The organism is Kitasatospora sp. NPDC097643, from assembly GCF_040302625.1.
In the GTDB taxonomy this organism is placed as follows: Bacteria; Actinomycetota; Actinomycetes; order Streptomycetales; family Streptomycetaceae; genus Kitasatospora.
This window is the reverse complement of record NZ_JBEOSA010000037.1, coordinates 63,030-79,580: the sequence shown is the minus strand read 5'-3', so window position 1 is coordinate 79,580 and position 16,551 is coordinate 63,030. Positions and strand designations below refer to the sequence as shown.

Genomic DNA, 16,551 nt, shown 5'->3' with positions numbered 1-16,551 from the left:
GCCTGTACGGCTCCGAGTACTGGACGTACACCCTGCCGCGCCGGGTCGGCGCCGAGCAGGCCGAGCGGCTGACCACCGGGGCTCTCGTGGTTGCTCCGGTGGTCCCTGTCCCGGCCCGCCTCGCACCCGGGGTTCCCTCCCCACCCGGGGCCCCCTCGCGCCGGGGTTCCCTCCCACCCGGGGTCCGGCTCGCACCCGGGGCGGCCCGGGGCGGCCCGGGGCGGCCCGGGGCGGCCCGGGGCGGCCCGGGGCGGCCCGGGGCCGTCAGAGTTCGCCGGTGAGCCCGAGCAGTTCCCGCATCCGCGCGTACTTGGCGGCCAGCCGCTCGGCCGTCGCGCGGTCCAGGGCGGCCAGCCGGGCCGGGTCCGAGTTGTGCGCCAGGTCGGCGCGCTTGACCAGCAGCGCGCCGGGCGTGGCCAGGACGCGCGCGGCGTACTCCTCGACCGGCTCGTCGGGTCGGCGGGTGAGCGCGTCCACGATGACCTTGACCTCGTCGGGCAGGGCGGCCCGCGCCAGCCAGTCGCGGCTCAGCCGCCCGTCCTCGACGGTGTCGTGCAGCCAGCCCGCCGCGATCTGTGCTTCGCTGCCGCCGCGGGCGGCCGTCCCGTGCGCGACCGCCGCGATGTGCTCGGCGTACGGGTGGCCGTTCTTGTCGACCTGCCCCTCGTGCGCACGGCGCGCGATCGTCTCCACCTCGGCCAGGCTCAGATACTCCATCAGCTCATCCTAGGGCGCGTCCGACGACTCCCGCCGGACGCCGGACCCACTCGCGAACGCCCCGGGCGGCGCTGGTTTACTGCCCCGGGCGGGAACCCCCGCCCGCCGGACCCGGCCGACCGTGCGAGCGACCCGAGGAACCATGCCATCCCTGCACCCGCTGCTGTCCGGCTTCGCCCCGATCTGGGCCCTGACCGGAGTCGGCTACCTGGTCGGGCGGACCGGGCTGCTGGGGTCGCAGGCGGAGGTGGTGCTCAGCCGGTTCGTCTTCCACGTGGCGATGCCGGCCGCGCTCATGCTGATGATCGCCCGCACTCCGCTGGAACGTTTCGCCAACCCGTCGATGCTCGCCTTCGCCGCCGGAACCGCGGTCGCGACCGGCCTCGGACTGCTCGCCGGACACTTCCTGGTCGGGCGCAAGCCCGGCGAACTCGCCATCGGCTCCATGGCCTCCGGGTACGTCAACTCGGCCAACCTGGGCATCCCGGTGACCATGCAGGTCCTCGGCGACGCCTCGTTCGTCGCCCCGGTGGTGCTGTTCCAGATCCTGGTGGTCACGCCCGTCGTGCTGGCCGTCCTCGACGGCGGCGCGGCCGGGCGCCGGGCCCTGCTCACCCTGCCGGTGCGCAACCCCATCCTGCTGGCGACCGCGCTCGGCGCCGCCGTCTCCGCGTCCGGGCTGCACCTGCCCGCCGAGCTGAACCGTTCCTGCGAACTGCTCGGCGGCGCCGGCGTACCGACCGCCCTGGTCGCGCTCGGCATCTCGCTGCACAACCGGCCGCCCGCCGGCGGCCCGTCACGCCGGGCCGAGGTCGGGCTGACCGTCGCGGTCAAGACCCTGGTCCAGCCACTGGCCGCCTACGCGGTCGCCGCCTCCTTGCTCCACCTGCCCGCCCACCAGCTGCTCACCGTGGTGCTGTTCTCCGCTCTGCCCACCGCACAGAACGTCTACGTCTACGCCCGCGAGTACGGCCATGGCACCGACCTCGCCCGGGACGCGGTGCTCTGGTCGACCCTGGTGTCCATGGCGACCCTGTCCCTGATCAGCTGGCTGCTCGGACCGGCCTGACGCTCCGGCCGCCTGACCCTCCGGCCGCCTGACGCACCGATCGCCTGACGCACCGGTCGCCTGACGCGCCGACCGCCGGCCGCCGACCGGGGAGCCAGCCGATGGCTCACGCCTCCCGGGCGGCGGCCACCACCTCGGTCATCGCCAGCAGGAAGCGCCGGGCCGTCGCCAGCTCCGCCGGGTCGAACCGCCCCATCGCCGCCACCAGATCGCCGATCAGCCCGCCGAAGAAGCCCTGCCCCAGCTCGATCGCCCGCTCCTCGACCACCAGCCGGACCTTCCGGCGGTCCTGCGGGTCGCGCTCGCGACGGACCAGCCCGAGCCGCTCCAGCCGGTCCAGCAGGCCGGTGGTGCCGGCCGAGTTCAGCCGCAGCGCCTCCCCGAGCCGCCCCGGGGTGACCACCTCGCCGGCCCGGGCGGCGTCCAGCAGGTGGATCAGCGCCCGCAGGTCCGTCGGGTGCAGCCCGTGGCGGGCCGCGAACTCGGCTCCGAACAGATCGAGTTCGACGGTCAGCCCGCGCAGCAGGTGGACCAGCCGCATCGGCTCCTCGGCCTCGGACATCCTCTCGTCCTTCCTCCGGCAGGAATCTGCCGGTACTCTCCCTCTTATTCTCTCGCTCAGCGAGATACTTGCTCAGCGAGCGATGTCATCCTCTCCCATGGAGGCCCGCCTTGTCCCCCTCGACCGCTTCTCGCCCCCGTACCGCGCCGCCCGCCGACTTCCTCTCCGCCTACGACGCCCTGCTCGCCCGCTGGCCCGTCCCGGTCGAAGCCCACACCGTCCGCACCGCCCACGGCACCACCCGGATCAACGTCTGCGGCCCGCGCGACGGCCGGCCGCTCGTCCTGCTGAGCGGCGGCGGCGCCACCTCCGCCATGTGGTTCGCCAACGCCGGGGCGCTCGCCGGCGCCGGGCACCGCGTCCTCGCCGTCGACCTCATCGGCGACCCCGGGCGCAGCGTCCACGACGGCAGCCCGCTCGGCGGCCTCCCCGGACTGCTCGGCTGGCTCGACGCCGTCCTGGATGCCGTCCTCGGCGAAGCCGGTGTCCTCGGCGAAGCCGGCGCGTTCGGTGAACCCGGCGCCCCCGCGGTCGACTTCTGCGGCCACTCGTACGGCGGCTGGATCGCCCTCCGGTACGCCCTCCACGCGCCCCAGCGGGTCCGCCGGCTCGCCCTGCTCGACCCGACCCAGTGCTTCGCCGGCTTCCGCCCCGGCTACCTGCTGCGCGCACTGCCGCTCTTCCTCCCCCGCCGCACCGCCGCCCGCGCCCGCGCCTACCTCGACTGGGAGACCGGCAGCGGCCCGCACCCGGACGCCGACTGGCGCGAGGTGTACGCCCTCGGGTACGCCGACTTCCCCGCCTCCCGGGTCGTCACCGGCCCCCGGCCCTCGGCCGACCGGCTCCACGGGCTCACCACGCCGACCCTCGTCCTGCTCGCCGAACGGTCCCGCACCCACGACGCCCACCGGCTCGCCCGGGCGGCCCGCCGCGCCCTGCCCGCCGCCGTCGTCGACGTCGTCCCCGGGGTCTCGCACCACGCCCTCCCGATGGCGGCGGCCCCCGAGGTCAACGCCCACCTGACCGACTTCCTCGCCGACCCCCACACCTGACCGCGGCTCACCCGGGGCCGCCACCCGCCCGCCCGTCAGTCACTACCGCAGTCCGATCAGGCCCCAACCCCGCGCCCCGGCCCGGGTGACCACCTCACCCCACTCGCGCAGCAGCGCGACGGCGGCGTCGAAGGTCGCGGGCCGGGCCGCCCAGGACGCGACCTCGGCGTCGAAGTGCTCGCGCAGTTCCTCCAGCCGCGGCTCGGCCGCGTTCCAGGCGCGCACGAGGGCCGGCACCTCGTCCGGCGCACGCACCAGATGTACGCGCGGGCGCCACGGCACGGGGTCGTCGGGGAAGCCGCCCGCCGGCGGGTCCTCGTCGTCCGCTGCTGTCTCCGTTCCCGGTCCCGAGCCCGGGGCCTCGTCCGGGCGGTCCCAGACCAGGCCGCCCAGGAAGCAGTCGAGGGCGTCCCGCAGGTCGGGGGCGGCCAACGGCCTGATGTCCGCCCAGGCGTTGGCCAGGTGGAGGTGCCAGCCCCAGGAGCCGGTGGTCCCGAAGAACCGGTACTCGGCGCACCACCGCGACTGCCGCGGCCACACCCATCCGCCCTCCACCGCGTAGTCGGCGTCCTCGCACGACGCGCAGCAGTACGGCGGATACACCGCATCATCCAGCGCCGCCAGCCGCCCGTCCGCGGGTATCCGGGCCAGCTGCGCCCAGTCGACCATGACCACGGTGATGTCCACTCCCATCCGCACAGGCTAACGAGCGGCGCCTGCGGAACGCGGCCCTGCGGATCGCGCCAAGCCCGGCCGCAGCGGCCTTCGCAGAGCAGCGGCCTTCGCAAAATCGGTCTGCCGTCCGCCCCGGTCGTGCCAGGATGCTCGGCATGTCTGCTCGTGCCCTGAGCTTCGGCGCGATCGCCGAAGCCTACGAACGGTTCCGGCCGGGGTATCCGGAAGAGCTCTTCACCACGGTGACGGCGTATGCGGGCCGGCCGGTTCGGACGGCCCTGGAGATCGGCGCGGGGACCGGCAAGGCGACCCGCCTGTTCGCGGGACACGGGGTCGCCGTGACGGCGACCGAGCCCGACGCCGCCATGCTCGCCGAACTGCGGAGGACGGCACCGGCCAACGTGACGCCCGTTCAGGCCTCCCTCGAGGACCTGGACCCGCGGCCGGGGGAGACCTACGGGTTGGTCTATGCGGCGGCGGCCCTGCACTGGACCCGCCCGGAGGGTCGGTGGTCCCGGGTGGCGGCGCTGCTGGAACCGGGCGGCGTGTTCGCCTCCTTCGGTGGCCCGTTCCAGCTGGCCGACCCCGCGGTCGAGGAGGCCGTGCGAGCGGCCCGGGCGCCGTTCCTGGACAGCGACGAGGTTCCGTCGCCCGACGGCACAACGCCGGACGCGCAGATGCAGTGGCCCGGTACCGAGCTGCTCCGGTCCCCGCTGTTCCTGGACGTCCAGCAGTCCGTCGTCAAGCGGCGCTTGACGCTGCCCGCCGCCGACTACGTCGGCCACCTCTCGACCGTCTCGGCGTACCTCCAACTGCCGCAACCGGCACGACAGCTGGTGTTCGAGGCGATCGCGCAGGTCCTGCCCGAGACGGTCGAGATCTCCGCCGACATCACCGTCCATCTCGCACGCCTTGGATCCGCGTAGTCGCGACCGCCTTCCCCCTGGGCGGGGGCTACGGCGATGCCGCCCTGGGCTACCTCGTTCGGGTGAGCCCAGGGTGAATGTCCACGCACACGCCCCGTTCGGTGGTCTTCTCGTGGACCGTCGGCTGCCTCGGCCGCACCGACCGTCGAACGACGTCACGGTGTTCGGCGAGTCGGCCGGGGCGATGAGCATTCCGGCCCTGCTGTCCACGGGCACCGGACTGTTCCACAAGGCCATCGTGCAGAGCGGCACCGCCCACATCGGCCAGACCGTCAACGACGCGGCACTCGTCGTCGAGGAGGTCGCCCGCCGACTGGGCATCGCGCCCACCTTCGCGGAGTTCAGCCGGATCGCCCCCGGCGGCCTCATCGAAGCCCAGCAGCAGGTGCACCAGGACGTCGTCGCCGGCGCCTACCGCTCGAAGTACGGCGACAGCACCATCGACTCCTGCGGCATGTCCTTCCTGCCGGTGATCGACGGCGACCTGCTGGCACGGGCGCCGATCCACGCCATCGCTGCGAGCGCGGGGTCCGACGTCCCGCTGCTGATCGGCACCACGACCGAGGAGCACCGCATCTTCGTCACCCCGCGCAGGGAGACCGCCGACGCCGACGGTGCCGACGCTGCCGACGCCCACCCGACCTATCCCCGCTCGGTGCCGGCCGAGGTGTTCGCGGCCGTGATGACCGACCGGTTCTCCCGGATCCCCAGCTACCGGGTCGCCGACGCCCGCACGAAAGCCACGGCCCCGACGTACGTGTTCGAACTGGGCAGGCGCTCGCCGGTGGCCACCGGATCCGACCTGCCCCTGGGGGCCTGCCAGCTGATCGACATCCCGTTCGTCCGGGACACCCGCGATGCCCCCGCCGACCTCGTGCGGACCGTACACGCCCGCTGGATCGAGTTCGCCCGCACCGGCGGGCCGGCCGACTGGCCAGCACACGGCGCCGACCGCAAGCGGCGGCCGGGCTCAGCCGTGACCGACCGCTGCCCCCGGCCGGGCCGGGGGCGGTGGGTGCCGACGTTCAGCCGCTTCGGCCCGATCGGCCGGTCAGTACACCAGGTAGCCCGGCCGGCGCCCTTCGTCGTCGATCTCCCCGGTGGCCTGGGCCCGCAGCTTGCGGGACAGTTCCTCCAGGGCGCGGGAGGCCGCCATCTCCTCGCCGATCCTGGCGAGCGGGCGGTCCTCGGCGCTCTTCACGGCCTCCCCGTGGGCGCTCAGACCGGGTGCCCGCGCACCCGTCAGCCTGGCGTCACACGCCGTGTGCACGCCGTCCTCCTCGAAGCTCAGCTCCACATCCCACTGGTTGTGCATGCCACACCTCCTGGCGCCGGCCCCCGAAGCGCCTTGTCCGGACCGGTACGGGCGGTGGCCCGCGTGGCCGCTCACACCAGCGTGCGCCCGCCCCGCCCGAAGCGGCAAGCGCGGGCCACCCCGCGCCGGCCCGGCCCACCGCCCCGCGCCCGAACGGCCCCGGCGGCGCCCCGGCGGTACGCTGACGGAAGCGCGCCGCGACCGCCGACGGACCCCGGACCCACCGGCGCGGCGCGGGCAGCGACAACCGGATGGCTCTTCGTGGCGGTCTTCCTCCTCGCCCTGAGCGCCGCCTGCTTCCTGGGACTCGGCTTCGTCCTCCAACAGCACGCGGCGCAGCGGGCCCCCCGTGCCGACTTGCTGCACTGGCGCCTCCTGCTGGACCTGATGCGGATGCCGGAGTGGCTGCTCGGCACCGGGTTCATGGTGAGCGGCCTGATCCTCTCCGCGCTCGCCCTCAACCAGGGCGAGGTGTCCCTGGTCGAACCGCTGCTCGCGACCAATCTGCTGTTCGCCATGGCGCTCTCCCGGATGCTGACCCATCAGACCCTCGGCCGCTCGGGCTGGGCCGGGGTGTTGCTGCTCGGGCTGGGGGTGACCGCGTTCATCGTGGCCGGCCAGCCCAAGGGCGGCGGGGAACCCGCCAGCGAGCTCCGGCACTGGCTGGTGATCGGCACGGTGGTCGGACTCACCCTGCTGCTGGTCTCGATGGCCCGGCGGCTGCCCCTGTTCGAGGAGGCCACCCTGCTCGCGCTCGCCGCCGGTCTGCTCTACGGCCTCCAGGACGCGCTCACCCGCACCACCACCCAGCGCCTGGACCACAACGGGGTGGACGCGGTGCTGCGGAGCTGGCAGCCGTACGCCGTGGTGGCGGCTGGCGTGGTCGGACTGCTGCTGGTGCAGAGCGCCTTCGAGGCCGCGCCCCTGCGGATGTCGCTGCCCGCGCTGACCGCCGCCCAGCCGGTGGCCGGGATCGCCTGCGCGGTCGGCTTCCTCGGCGACCGGCTGCGGGTGACCCCCGGCGCGCTGGCCTGGGAGGTGGCCGGACTGGTGGCCATGGTGATCGGGGTGATCGTGATCGGCCGTCACCCGGCCATGCCGGGGAGCGTCGGCGACATCCTGGAGAGCGTCGGGGCATCGCCGGAGGACGGGTCCGAGGGGGAGGAGCCGGGCGGTCAGCCGGGTGCCGACCGGGACAGCGAGGGCGAGGGCAGAGGCGGGAGCAGAGGCGGGAGCGGGGACGGTGAAGGGGGCGAGGGCGGGGGCAAGGCCCGGGGCGGATAGGCGGGGCGGGCGATGTGCTGGAGCGCGCAGGCGGACGCCGTGGCCGGTGGGGTGGTGGCGGCCGTCGGCGTGCTCTGCCTGGTACGCGCGCACCGGGTCGGACGGCCCCGACGGCTGGTACTCGCCGGGCTCCCGCTGGTGCTGGGCCTGCACCAGCTGGTCGAGGCCCTGGTCTGGCTCGGGACGGACGGCGCGCTGCCCGCCGCCCTCGCCGACGCGGCCCGGACCACATGGGCGGTGATCGCCCTGCCGTTGCTGCCCGTCCTGGTCCCCACCGGGGTGTGGTGCGCGGCCGGGGAACCCGACGGCCCCACCGGGCCCGCCCGACGCCGCCTCCTCGCCGCCCTCATCCTGCTCGGTGCGACGGTCGCAATCCCCCTCGGCACGGCCGTCGCCACCCACCCGGTGACGGCGGCCGAACACGGCCACACCCTCGGCTACGGCATCGGCATCCCGCATCCCGGCCTCCTCCTGTCCGGCTATCTCCTCGCGACCATCGGTTCCCTCCTCGTGAGCGGCGACCGGTTGCTCCGCCGCCTCGGCCTGCTCACCGGCATCGGCGCCGCCCTGTGCGCCCTGCTGTGGCGCTTCGCCTTCGTCTCCACCTGGTGCGCCGTGGCGGCCCTGGTCAGCGTCCTGTTGCTCCACTGGGCTGCTCAACCGCCGTCCGGCCCGCCCGTGCCCGCCGCCGAGCCGCACCAGCACCGGCACGGCTCCTACCGCTGAGCCGCGACTGTCCGGCGGCGGGCACGGACGCTCAGTCAAGCCGCCCAGCGGACTACGAGCCGGCGGCGACCGGCTCCGGCTGGGCCGGGGCTGCCGGGGCTGCCTCGGTGGGCTCCGGGCGGCGGCTGTCCATGGTGCGCCATTCGGGGCGGAGGCCGGCGAAGTTGGTGGTGGCGAAGTAGAGCAGGCCGCCGGCCACCAGGGTGGGTATCAGGCCGACCAGGGCGACCGCCGCGCCGGCCAGCAGGCCGCCGAGGGGGATGCCGGCCCAGGCGAGGGAGTCGCCGAGGGCGTGGACGCGGCCGAGGAGCTGGCGGGGCACGCGCTCGAAGAGCACCGCGCCGAGGATCGGGTTGAGGAAGCCGGAGCCGAAGCCGACGATGGCGAAGACCGTGAGCACCACCCACATCGGCGCGTCGAGGGCGAGCACGATGTAGCGGGGCGCACCGGCCAGCAGGAACCCGGCGAAGAACACCGTTCGACGGGGCAGCCGGTGGGCGACCGCGGCCGCGATCAGGCTGCCGGCCACCGCCGCGATCCCGAGGACGCTGCCGGTCAGGCCGATGGCGGCCGGGCCGCCGCCGGACTCCCGCGCCCAGACCGGGACCAGGACCGTTATGAAGCCCGCGTCGAGCAGGTTGGTGATGCCGACCATCACGATCACGGTGAGCAGCAGCGGCTCGCTGCGCAGGAAGGTGAAGCCCTCGCGGAACATCCGCCAGTAGCCGGCCGGTTCGGCCTGCTCCGCCCCTGAGGTCTCCTCGGCGCCCGAGGCCTCCTCCTTACCCGGGCCCTCCTCCGCACCCGCGGACACCCGTGCCTCCGGCGCGGCCGCCGAGCGGCCCATGCCGCGCGGGAGGGCGAGGGCGATGACGAGGGAGCCGAGGGCGAAGGTGGCCGCGTTGACCGCCAGCCCGGCCATCGGGCCCATCAGCGCGACCAGTCCGCCGCCGACCGCCGGGCCGATCGTGGAGGCCAGCCGTTCGGTGACCCCGGAGAGACCGGTGGCGCGCTCCAACGGCATCCGGGCGTGGTCGGCGGCCTCGGGGACCATCACGGACTTGGCCAGATCCCCCGGGCCGCGCATCGCGCCGATCATCGCGACCATCGCCAGCAGCAGCCCGAACGGCAGCAGCCCCAGCGCGTGCAGCAGCGGGACGAGCCCGGCCGCGACGGCGCTCACCGCGTCCGTCGTCCAGGACACCACGCGCGGGCCCAGCCGGTCGACCAGCGGCCCGGTCAGCGCCTTGACCAGCACGTACGGCGTCATCTCGGCGAAGGCGACCAGGCCGGTCATGGTGGCGCTGCCGGTGGTGGCCAGCACGAACCAGGGCAGGGCGATCGCCGAGACCCGTGTCCCGGTCAGGGACACGGCCGTGGCGGCGAGCACCCCGACCAGCGGCCGGAGGCTGCGGGCGGGCGGACCCGCGACGGCGGTGGTGCGTGCCGCGGTGGCGGACCCCGTGGTGGTGGACCCCGTGGTGGTGGCAGTGGTGGTGGCAGTGGTGGTGGCAGTGGTGGTCATGACGTTCCCCTCCCCCGGTCGTAGCGGCCGGCTACTCGGCGTCCTCGGTGACGGTCTGCGGCTCGGGCAGCACGTGGTAGACCACGCTCACCTGCTCGGCTCCCTCCGGTATCGGGCCGCCCAGGTCGACCCGCCGGTAGCGCCCGATCAGGGCCGTCATCTCCTCGGACAGCTCCTGCGCCTCCTCGGGCGTGAGCCGGAGCACCAGATCGCTGAGGTCGACCGACTTCCGCCACTCCCTCGGCATGGTCTCGAACGCGTTCACCACCCGCTGGGCGGTCAGCGTGTGCGCCGCGAGGACCGACCGCAGGTAGTCGGTGACGGCCGCCGGCTCCTCGGCGGCCATGTCCTCCCCCGTCCAGACGGTGAGCTTGTGCACCGACCGCCACCAGCGCTCGCGGGCGTTGCCGCGCTCCTCGTCCTCCTCCACGAAGCCCGCGGCGGCGAGCTGGCGCAGGTGGTAGCTGGTCGCGCCGGAGTTCAGGCCCAGACGCTCGGCCAGCCTCGTCGCGGTGGACGGCCCCTCCTTGCGCAGCAGCCCGAGCAGCTGCATGCGGACGGGATGGGCCAACGCCCGCAGCCCCTTGGCGTTGAGCACGACGTCGGTCTGCGGATCCTTGCTGTGCGGCCAGCGGCGTTCATCGGTCATAGCAGGAGCGTAGAACCACAAAGACCCCTTTGCAAATGTTTTTTGCGAAGAAGTCTTTGCGGTACCGACAGGGCTCCCCCAGCGCCGAAGAGCCGCAGGTGAAAGGGGGGTTGAGAGCGGAGCAGGTCAGGTGTGGGCCACGGTGAGCAGCAGCACCACGGTCAGACCGCCGCCCGGTGTGCACTCGACCGCGAGCCGCCCGCCGGAGGCCAGCACCAGGCTGTGCAGGGCCGCCCCGACCGGGCCGTCGGCCCGTACGCCCGCGAGCAGCCACTCACGCGCCTCGGGCAGCTCGCAGGGGCCGCGGTCCGACACCCGGATCTCCACCCGGCCCCGCGGCCGCCCCACCGCACCGGCCCCGCCCGGCGCCACCGCGCGCGCCCCCGCCGCGCCCGCGACGTCGACCCGGACCATCACCCGGCTGCCCAGCGGGCTGCGCCGGATCGCGTGGTCGACCAGCCCGGCCAGGGCCGACTCCAGCCGCCGGGCGTCCCCGGTCACCACCGGCAGCCCGGGCGCCAGCCGTACCGTCACCACCGCCGCCCGGCCGCCGCCGCGCACCACCCGCCGGACCACCTCGGCCACCTGGACGTGCCGCGCCTGTGGCTCGCAGCCGGCCTGCCGACCGGTCCAGCGCAGCCGCTCCAGCTCCGACCGCGACAGCGCGCGGGGCCCGGCCATCTCGCCCGGGTGGTACGGACCGGGATCCTCGTCCAGCGCAGCGCCACCGACCCCGCCGACCCGACCGGCCCCGCCCACGCGGCCCGGCGCACCCACCCGGCCCGAGCCGCCCGCCACGCCGAGCGCGCCGAGCGCCCGAGCCCCCGACGAGACGTAGCCCCAGAGATTCCGGCGTGCCATTGCTTGCCCCTCGCACGTGTGCGGCAGCCGTCCTCGGTTCCGCGGCCGACCGCAACGGGCCGCTTCCCAGGCCCTGCTGCCAGCCTGCGCCTCCTCCGACCGGGTGACAATCCGGCTCTAGGACGCGAACCGGACATCTGCCCCCGCCGAGCGGCCGGTGCCACACCCGCCGACCGGCGGGGCAGGGCGGGGCAGGGCACGGTAGGGCGGGGGCAGGCAGGGCGGGCGGGGAAGGGCGGCGCGGCCGCCCCGCCGAACCTAGACTGGCCCCATGCCCCGGCTCAACGACCAGGTGCGGGAGCTGCTCCAGGAGTACGCCGACCTGATCAACATCACCGGCGGGGACGCCTTCCGGGCCCGCGCCTACGAGAAGGCCGCCCGCGCGGTCGGCGGACACCCCGGGGACCTCGCCGGACTGGACGTCAAGGGCCTGCAACAGATCCCCGGGGTCGGGAAGTCGACCGCCGAGAAGGTCGCCGAGTACCTCACCACCGGGAAGATCACCGCCCTGGAGACCCTGCGCGCCGAAATCCCTTCCGGTGTACGGGAGATGATGGCCGTACCGAGCGTCGGCCCGAAGCGCGCCCTGGCCCTCTACCGCGACCTCGGCATCGCCTCCGTGGACGAACTGGCCGAGGCGATCCGCGCCGACCGGCTGGGCGAGGTGGCCGGATTCGGCGAGCGCAGCGGCGAGAAGATCCTGCACGGCATCGAGCTGATGCGGCAGTCCGGCGGGCGGACCCTGCTCGACGAGGCCACCGAGCTGGCCGAACAGCTCGTCGCCGCGCTGTCGGCCGTGCCCGGCTGCACCCGCTGCGCGTACGCCGGTTCGCTGCGCCGGATGCGCGAGACGGTCGGCGACATCGACGTGCTGGCGACCGCCGCCGACTCGGCCCCGCTGATGGCCGCGCTCACCGAACTCCCGTACGTGGCCGAGGTGATCGGCAGCGGCCCGACCAAGACCTCGGTGCGGACCAGCCAGGGCGTGCAGGTCGACCTGCGGGTGGTCCCGGAGGAGGACTGGGGCGCGGCGCTGGTGTACTTCACCGGCTCCAAGGCGCACAACATCAAGCTGCGCACGATGGCCGTCCGGGCCGGGCTGAAGCTGTCCGAGTACGGGCTGTTCCGGGCCGACGAACCAGCGGAGGGCAAGGCGGCGAGCAAGACGAGGAGCAAGACGGGGAGCAAGGCGGCGAGCAAGGCCAAGAGCAACGCGGAGGCCGGCGAGAAGGTGGTGTCGGCCACCGAGGAGGAGGTGTACGCGGCGCTCGGGCTGCCGTGGATCGCGCCGCCGCTGCGCGAGGACCGGGGCGAGATCGAGGCCGCCCTGCGCGGTGAACTCCCGGACCTGGTCCAGGAGTCGGACCTGCGCGGCGACCTGCACACGCACACCGACCTGACCGACGGGCTGGCCACCCTGGAGGAGATGATCGACACCGCGGCCGCCCGCGGCTACTCCTACTACGCCGTCACCGACCACGCGCCGGACCTGGTGATGCAGCGGATGACGGACGAGAAGATGCTCGCCCAGCGCGAGCAGCTGCGCCGACTCGCCGACCGGCACAAGAAGTTGCGGCTGCTGCACGGCACCGAGCTGAACATCGGTCCGGACGGCGGCGTGGACTGGCCGCCCGAGTTCCTGGCCGGCTTCGACGTCTGCGTGGCCTCCGTGCACTCGCACTTCACCGCCGGCCGGGACGCCCAGACCCGCCGTCTGATCCGCGCCTGCGAGAACCCGTACGTGCACGTCATCGGCCACCTCACCACCCGCCGGATCGGCCGTCGCGGACCGATCGACGTCGACCTGGACGCGGTGTTCGCGGCCGCCGCGCGCACCGGCACCGCGATCGAGATCAACAGCTCCCCGCAGCGGCTCGACCTGCGCGACGAGGACGTCCTGCGGGCGAAGCGCCACGGAGTGCGCTTCGCGATCGACAGCGACGCCCACGCCACCCCGCACCTCGCCTACCCGCGCTACGGCATCGGCACGGCGCAGCGCGGCTGGCTGACCACCGAGGACGTGATCAACACCTGGCCGTGGCAGCGCCTCAAGCGCTTCCTGCGCAAGGAGGCGCAGCACTGACGGCGCGCGGGCGGCCCCGGGGCGACCGAAGACCCGAGGCCACCCACCCCCGTCACCCCGTCTCGCCCGGCTCCCCGAACGACGCCCCCGGCGAGGCCAGCACCCGCGCCGCACACCCGTGCCCGAGCCCGGCGGCCCGCCGCAGGTCGCCGTCCGCCAGGAACCCGGCGAGGAACCCGGCCGCGAAGGCGTCCCCCGCCCCGGTCAGGTCGCGGACCTCGCGCACCGGCGGCACCGGCACGGTGAACAGCGGTTCCCCGGGCACGTCGACGGTGGTGGCCTCGGCCCCCGCCTTGGTGACCACCGTGGTGGCCGCCAGCCTGGCCCGCTCGGGCCCGGGCCGGCCGTCCACCAGCAGCCCGAGGTACCCGGACTCCGAGCGGTTGGCGAACACGAAGGTCGGCGCCAACTCCTCGGCCAGGTCCAGGAAGCGCGCCCGCCCGAACTGCTCCAGCATGCCGGTCGAGGAGGCGTCCACCGAGGTGGTGCCGCCCGCTCGCCGGACCCGGGCGAGCGCGTCGACGGCGGCGCGGCGGACCGGCTCGCCGTCGAAGGAGTAGGCGGGCACGTGCAGGTGGGTGAGGCCGGCCAGCCAGGCGTCCGGGACGGGCTCCAACAGGGTCGCCGCGCCCCGGTCGGGCAGCATGGTGCGCTCGCCGTCCGGGTCGATGAGCACCACGATGCTGCCGGTGCGGCCGCGCCGCTCCACCCGTACGTCCACGCCGTGGCCGGTGAGTTCGGCGACGACGCCGTCGCCGACCGGGTCGTCGCCGACGCAGCCGATGAAGCGGGCCGGGCACCGTGCGGCGGCGAACCCGGCGACGTTGGCCGCGCTGCCGCCGCGTCGCCGGAAGACCCGGGCGCTGGAGTCGGTGCCGTGCCGCAGCGGGCCGTCGACCCAGACCACGATGTCCTCGACGAGGTCGCCGAGCACCCCCAGCACGGGGTCAGGCCCCGGTCGTGGCGGCGGCGGCCAGCGCGGTCGCGATCTCACCGCCGAGCCGGACGTTGCCCCGGTAGACCTCGATGTTGACCTCCAGGCTGCGGCCGCCGGTGTCGCGCTGGATGTGGTCGAGCAGGAACGGCGTCGAGGCGTTGCCGGTGACGCCCTGCCGCTCGGCCTCGGCCCAGGCCCGGGCGAGGATGCCGTCCAGCTCCTCCGGCGGCAGCTGCTTGGCCGGGTCGACCGGGTTGGCGATCAGGACTGCCTGCGGCAGGTCGAGGCGGTCGCGGGCCTCGATGACCCGGGCGGCCTCCTCGGGCGACTCGACGCGGTAGGCGATCTCGTGGCCGGAGTCGGTGATGTAGAAGCCGGGGTACTTGCGGGTGCGGTAGCCGATGACCGGGATGTTGAAGGTCTCGAACCGCTCCAGGGTGGCCCGGATGTCGAGGATGGACTTCACGCCCGCGCTGATCACGGTGACCGGCGTCGCGGCGAGGGTGGTCATGTCGGCCGACTCGTCGAAGCTCTCGGAGGCGCCGAAGTGGACGCCACCGAGCCCGCCGGTGGAGAAGACCCGGATGCCCGCGCGGTGGGCGAGGAAGGCGGTGGCGGCGACGGTGGTGCCGCCGTGCCGGCCGAGCGCGGCCACCACCGGCAGGTCGCGCAGGCTCACCTTGTCCAAGCCGTCCGTCCCGGACAACTCGGTGATCTGTCCGGTGGTCAGGCCGACGGTGGGCACCCCGGCGAACACGCCGATGGTCGCCGGGACGACGCCGGCCTTCCGGAGCTGCTCCTCCGCCTCCAGCGCGACGGTGAGGTTGCGCGGCCGCGGCAGGCCGTGGGTGAAGATCGTCGACTCCAGGGCGACCACCGGACGACCGTCGGCGACGGCCTGGGCGACCTCCTCGGACACGCGGATCCCGCCGGCGGCGGGAGCTCCGACGGCGTCGGGGGCACTGGGAGCGTCGGGAGCGTCGGGGGCACTGATGGGGGGCTGTCCGGTCATGATGCGAGGCGCGCTCTCTGTGAGATGCCACTGCGGTGGGGCAACGTGCCGTTCAGCGTATGGACGGTTCACATCGGAATCCAGAATGAGTCCTGGGGCATCCGATAGACGTCCGGCTATCGGTTGGCGCCTAGGCTTCCCACCATGGGTTTCACCTTGCGTCAGCTCGAAGTCTTCCTGACCGTCGCCGAGACACTGCACTTCGGGCGGGCGGCGGAACGGCTGCACATCTCCCAGCCGACGGTCAGTCAGGAGGTCGCCCGGCTGGAACGGACCGTCGGCGTCGAGCTGTTCGACCGCAGCCGCCGGTCCGTCGCCCTCACCGAGGCGGGCGAGGTGATGGCCGCCGAGAGCGCGCGGCTGCTGGCGCAGGCCGGGACGCTGCTGGCCCGGGTCCGGCTGCACGAGGAGTCCCGGCTCGGGACGGCCCGGATCGTCGCCTCGCCGAGCGTGGTGAACCGGCTGCTGCCCGCCGTGGTCAGCCGCGCCGAGCAGGAGCTGCCCGCGCTGCACACCGCCGAACTCGCCGTCGACACCGGGCAGGTGTCCAACACCCTGGCCGCCGAGCTGGCCGACATCGGCCTCGGCCGCTTCCTGCACGAGGTGCCCGGCTACCGGCTGGAGCGGATCGCCGACGAGCCGGTCCTGGTCGCCCTCGGCCGGGACCACCCGCTGGCCGGCCGGTCGGCCGTCGGGCTGGCCGAACTGCGCGACCTGCCGCTGCTGTTGTGGCCGCGCGAGCAGCACCCGCGCTACTACGACCACGTCCTCGGCCTCTGCGCGGACCACGGGGTCGACCCGCCGGTCCTGGTCAGCCCGCCGCGCATCGTCGGCTCCCGGCTCTACCTGCTCGCCCGCAACCGCGCGTTCTCCCTGGTGCCCGGCTCGATGACCGGTCACCTCACCGAGGACGTGGCCACCGTCCGGCTGGACGGCCGGGCCGTCCTGCCGCTGGAGATGCAGTGGCGGCTGGACGACGGCCGGCCCCGGCTCGCCGCGCTGCGCGACCTGATCCGGCAGGAGGCGGCGGCACTGGAGGCCCTGTGACGGAGGACCCGTGACGGAGGACCGGTGGCAGAGGGCCTGCGACGAAGGCCCTGCGGGGGACGCCGGGGGACGCCCCGCACTCCTTGACGCTGGCATGCCACCGCCGCAAGG

15 protein-coding genes and 2 pseudogenes are annotated in these 16,551 nt (G+C 74.6%); 8 read left to right on the top strand and 9 right to left on the bottom strand.

Annotation, left to right across the window (positions count from 1 at the left end; genetic code table 11):
• Positions 1–264: 264 nt before the first annotated feature.
• Positions 265–717 carry an HD domain-containing protein gene (locus ABTY15_RS23465; protein ID WP_350597663.1) on the bottom strand — a complete coding sequence of 151 codons (453 nt, stop codon included), beginning with the start codon at positions 715–717 and terminating at the stop codon, positions 265–267.
• A 142-nt stretch (positions 718–859) separates the two neighbouring features.
• Between ABTY15_RS23465 and ABTY15_RS23460 the strand changes: the two genes are divergently transcribed.
• A complete protein-coding gene (locus tag ABTY15_RS23460; RefSeq protein WP_350597658.1) occupies positions 860–1,786 on the top strand; it encodes an AEC family transporter in 927 nt (308 codons plus the stop codon).
• A gap of 106 nt (positions 1,787–1,892) precedes the next feature.
• Here the strand turns inward: ABTY15_RS23460 and ABTY15_RS23455 are convergent, their stop codons facing one another.
• On the bottom strand, positions 1,893–2,348 hold the full coding sequence (locus tag ABTY15_RS23455) for a MarR family winged helix-turn-helix transcriptional regulator (RefSeq protein ID WP_350597653.1): 456 nt from the start codon (positions 2,346–2,348) through the stop codon (positions 1,893–1,895).
• 110 nt (positions 2,349–2,458) lie between these two features.
• Between ABTY15_RS23455 and ABTY15_RS23450 the strand changes: the two genes are divergently transcribed.
• Complete coding sequence (locus ABTY15_RS23450; RefSeq protein ID WP_350597648.1) at positions 2,459–3,400, top strand: alpha/beta fold hydrolase; 942 nt, start codon at positions 2,459–2,461, stop codon at positions 3,398–3,400.
• Positions 3,401–3,442: 42 nt separating this feature from the next.
• Here ABTY15_RS23450 and ABTY15_RS23445 read toward each other — a convergent pair whose 3' ends face one another.
• On the bottom strand, positions 3,443–4,093 hold the full coding sequence (locus ABTY15_RS23445; protein WP_350597640.1) for a hypothetical protein: 651 nt from the start codon (positions 4,091–4,093) through the stop codon (positions 3,443–3,445).
• 137 nt (positions 4,094–4,230) lie between these two features.
• Here ABTY15_RS23445 and ABTY15_RS23440 point away from each other — a divergent pair, with 137 nt between their 5' ends.
• Positions 4,231–5,001: a class I SAM-dependent methyltransferase gene (locus ABTY15_RS23440; protein WP_350597636.1), complete on the top strand. Its 771-nt coding sequence runs from the start codon at positions 4,231–4,233 to the stop codon at positions 4,999–5,001.
• Between the two features lie 73 nt (positions 5,002–5,074).
• Positions 5,075–5,590, top strand: a pseudogene (locus tag ABTY15_RS23435) (carboxylesterase family protein); the annotation flags it as partial.
• Positions 5,591–6,052: 462 nt separating this feature from the next.
• Here ABTY15_RS23435 and ABTY15_RS23430 read toward each other — a convergent pair.
• Positions 6,053–6,316 carry a dsRBD fold-containing protein gene (locus ABTY15_RS23430; RefSeq protein ID WP_350597698.1) on the bottom strand — a complete coding sequence of 88 codons (264 nt, stop codon included), beginning with the start codon at positions 6,314–6,316 and terminating at the stop codon, positions 6,053–6,055.
• A 261-nt stretch (positions 6,317–6,577) separates the two neighbouring features.
• On the opposite strand from ABTY15_RS23430, the pseudogene ABTY15_RS23425 reads away from it, so the two are divergent.
• A pseudogene (locus ABTY15_RS23425) lies at positions 6,578–7,417 on the top strand (DMT family transporter); the annotation flags it as partial.
• Between the two features lie 195 nt (positions 7,418–7,612).
• Positions 7,613–8,326 (top strand): DUF6629 family protein, encoded by a 714-nt coding sequence (locus tag ABTY15_RS23420; protein ID WP_350597630.1) that lies wholly within the window; start codon positions 7,613–7,615, stop codon positions 8,324–8,326.
• A gap of 52 nt (positions 8,327–8,378) precedes the next feature.
• Here the strand turns inward: ABTY15_RS23420 and ABTY15_RS23415 are convergent, their stop codons facing one another.
• The 3 genes from ABTY15_RS23415 to ABTY15_RS23405 form a co-directional block, all read right to left on the bottom strand.
• Positions 8,379–9,851 (bottom strand): MFS transporter, encoded by a 1,473-nt coding sequence (locus tag ABTY15_RS23415; RefSeq protein ID WP_350597623.1) that lies wholly within the window; start codon positions 9,849–9,851, stop codon positions 8,379–8,381.
• Positions 9,852–9,882: 31 nt separating this feature from the next.
• Positions 9,883–10,500, bottom strand: a complete 618-nt coding sequence (locus tag ABTY15_RS23410) for an ArsR/SmtB family transcription factor (protein ID WP_350597615.1) — start codon at positions 10,498–10,500, stop codon at positions 9,883–9,885.
• Positions 10,501–10,626: 126 nt separating this feature from the next.
• Positions 10,627–11,361 (bottom strand): histidine kinase, encoded by a 735-nt coding sequence (locus ABTY15_RS23405; protein ID WP_350597607.1) that lies wholly within the window; start codon positions 11,359–11,361, stop codon positions 10,627–10,629.
• Between the two features lie 271 nt (positions 11,362–11,632).
• Here ABTY15_RS23405 and ABTY15_RS23400 point away from each other — a divergent pair, with 271 nt between their 5' ends.
• The gene (locus ABTY15_RS23400) at positions 11,633–13,444 is read left to right on the top strand and encodes a DNA polymerase/3'-5' exonuclease PolX (RefSeq protein ID WP_350597601.1); all 1,812 of its coding nucleotides are present in this window, start codon (positions 11,633–11,635) and stop codon (positions 13,442–13,444) included.
• A gap of 52 nt (positions 13,445–13,496) precedes the next feature.
• Here ABTY15_RS23400 and ABTY15_RS23395 read toward each other — a convergent pair whose 3' ends face one another.
• Both ABTY15_RS23395 and ABTY15_RS23390 read right to left on the bottom strand, forming a co-directional pair.
• On the bottom strand, positions 13,497–14,387 hold the full coding sequence (locus tag ABTY15_RS23395; RefSeq protein WP_350597597.1) for a carbohydrate kinase family protein: 891 nt from the start codon (positions 14,385–14,387) through the stop codon (positions 13,497–13,499).
• 4 nt (positions 14,388–14,391) lie between these two features.
• Positions 14,392–15,306 (bottom strand): pseudouridine-5'-phosphate glycosidase, encoded by a 915-nt coding sequence (locus ABTY15_RS23390; protein WP_350597692.1) that lies wholly within the window; start codon positions 15,304–15,306, stop codon positions 14,392–14,394.
• A gap of 231 nt (positions 15,307–15,537) precedes the next feature.
• Between ABTY15_RS23390 and ABTY15_RS23385 the strand changes: the two genes are divergently transcribed.
• Positions 15,538–16,440 carry a LysR family transcriptional regulator gene (locus ABTY15_RS23385; protein WP_350597591.1) on the top strand — a complete coding sequence of 301 codons (903 nt, stop codon included), beginning with the start codon at positions 15,538–15,540 and terminating at the stop codon, positions 16,438–16,440.
• Positions 16,441–16,551: the final 111 nt, after the last annotated feature.

What these genes read in the sequence shown, in the direction of transcription:
- ABTY15_RS23455 (WP_350597653.1), bottom strand. Translation starts at nt 2,348, where the DNA reads ATGTCCGAGGCCGAGGAGCCGATGCGGCTGGTCCACCTGCTGCGCGGG.
- ABTY15_RS23410 (WP_350597615.1), bottom strand. Translation starts at nt 10,500, where the DNA reads ATGACCGATGAACGCCGCTGGCCGCACAGCAAGGATCCGCAGACCGAC.
- ABTY15_RS23415 (WP_350597623.1), bottom strand. Translation starts at nt 9,851, where the DNA reads ATGACCACCACTGCCACCACCACTGCCACCACCACTGCCACCACCACG.
- ABTY15_RS23385 (WP_350597591.1), top strand. Translation starts at nt 15,538, where the DNA reads ATGGGTTTCACCTTGCGTCAGCTCGAAGTCTTCCTGACCGTCGCCGAG.
- ABTY15_RS23440 (WP_350597636.1), top strand. Translation starts at nt 4,231, where the DNA reads ATGTCTGCTCGTGCCCTGAGCTTCGGCGCGATCGCCGAAGCCTACGAA.
- ABTY15_RS23460 (WP_350597658.1), top strand. Translation starts at nt 860, where the DNA reads ATGCCATCCCTGCACCCGCTGCTGTCCGGCTTCGCCCCGATCTGGGCC.
- ABTY15_RS23430 (WP_350597698.1), bottom strand. Translation starts at nt 6,316, where the DNA reads ATGCACAACCAGTGGGATGTGGAGCTGAGCTTCGAGGAGGACGGCGTG.
- ABTY15_RS23400 (WP_350597601.1), top strand. Translation starts at nt 11,633, where the DNA reads ATGCCCCGGCTCAACGACCAGGTGCGGGAGCTGCTCCAGGAGTACGCC.
- ABTY15_RS23405 (WP_350597607.1), bottom strand. Translation starts at nt 11,361, where the DNA reads ATGGCACGCCGGAATCTCTGGGGCTACGTCTCGTCGGGGGCTCGGGCG.
- ABTY15_RS23465 (WP_350597663.1), bottom strand. Translation starts at nt 717, where the DNA reads ATGGAGTATCTGAGCCTGGCCGAGGTGGAGACGATCGCGCGCCGTGCG.
- ABTY15_RS23445 (WP_350597640.1), bottom strand. Translation starts at nt 4,093, where the DNA reads ATGGGAGTGGACATCACCGTGGTCATGGTCGACTGGGCGCAGCTGGCC.
- ABTY15_RS23420 (WP_350597630.1), top strand. Translation starts at nt 7,613, where the DNA reads ATGTGCTGGAGCGCGCAGGCGGACGCCGTGGCCGGTGGGGTGGTGGCG.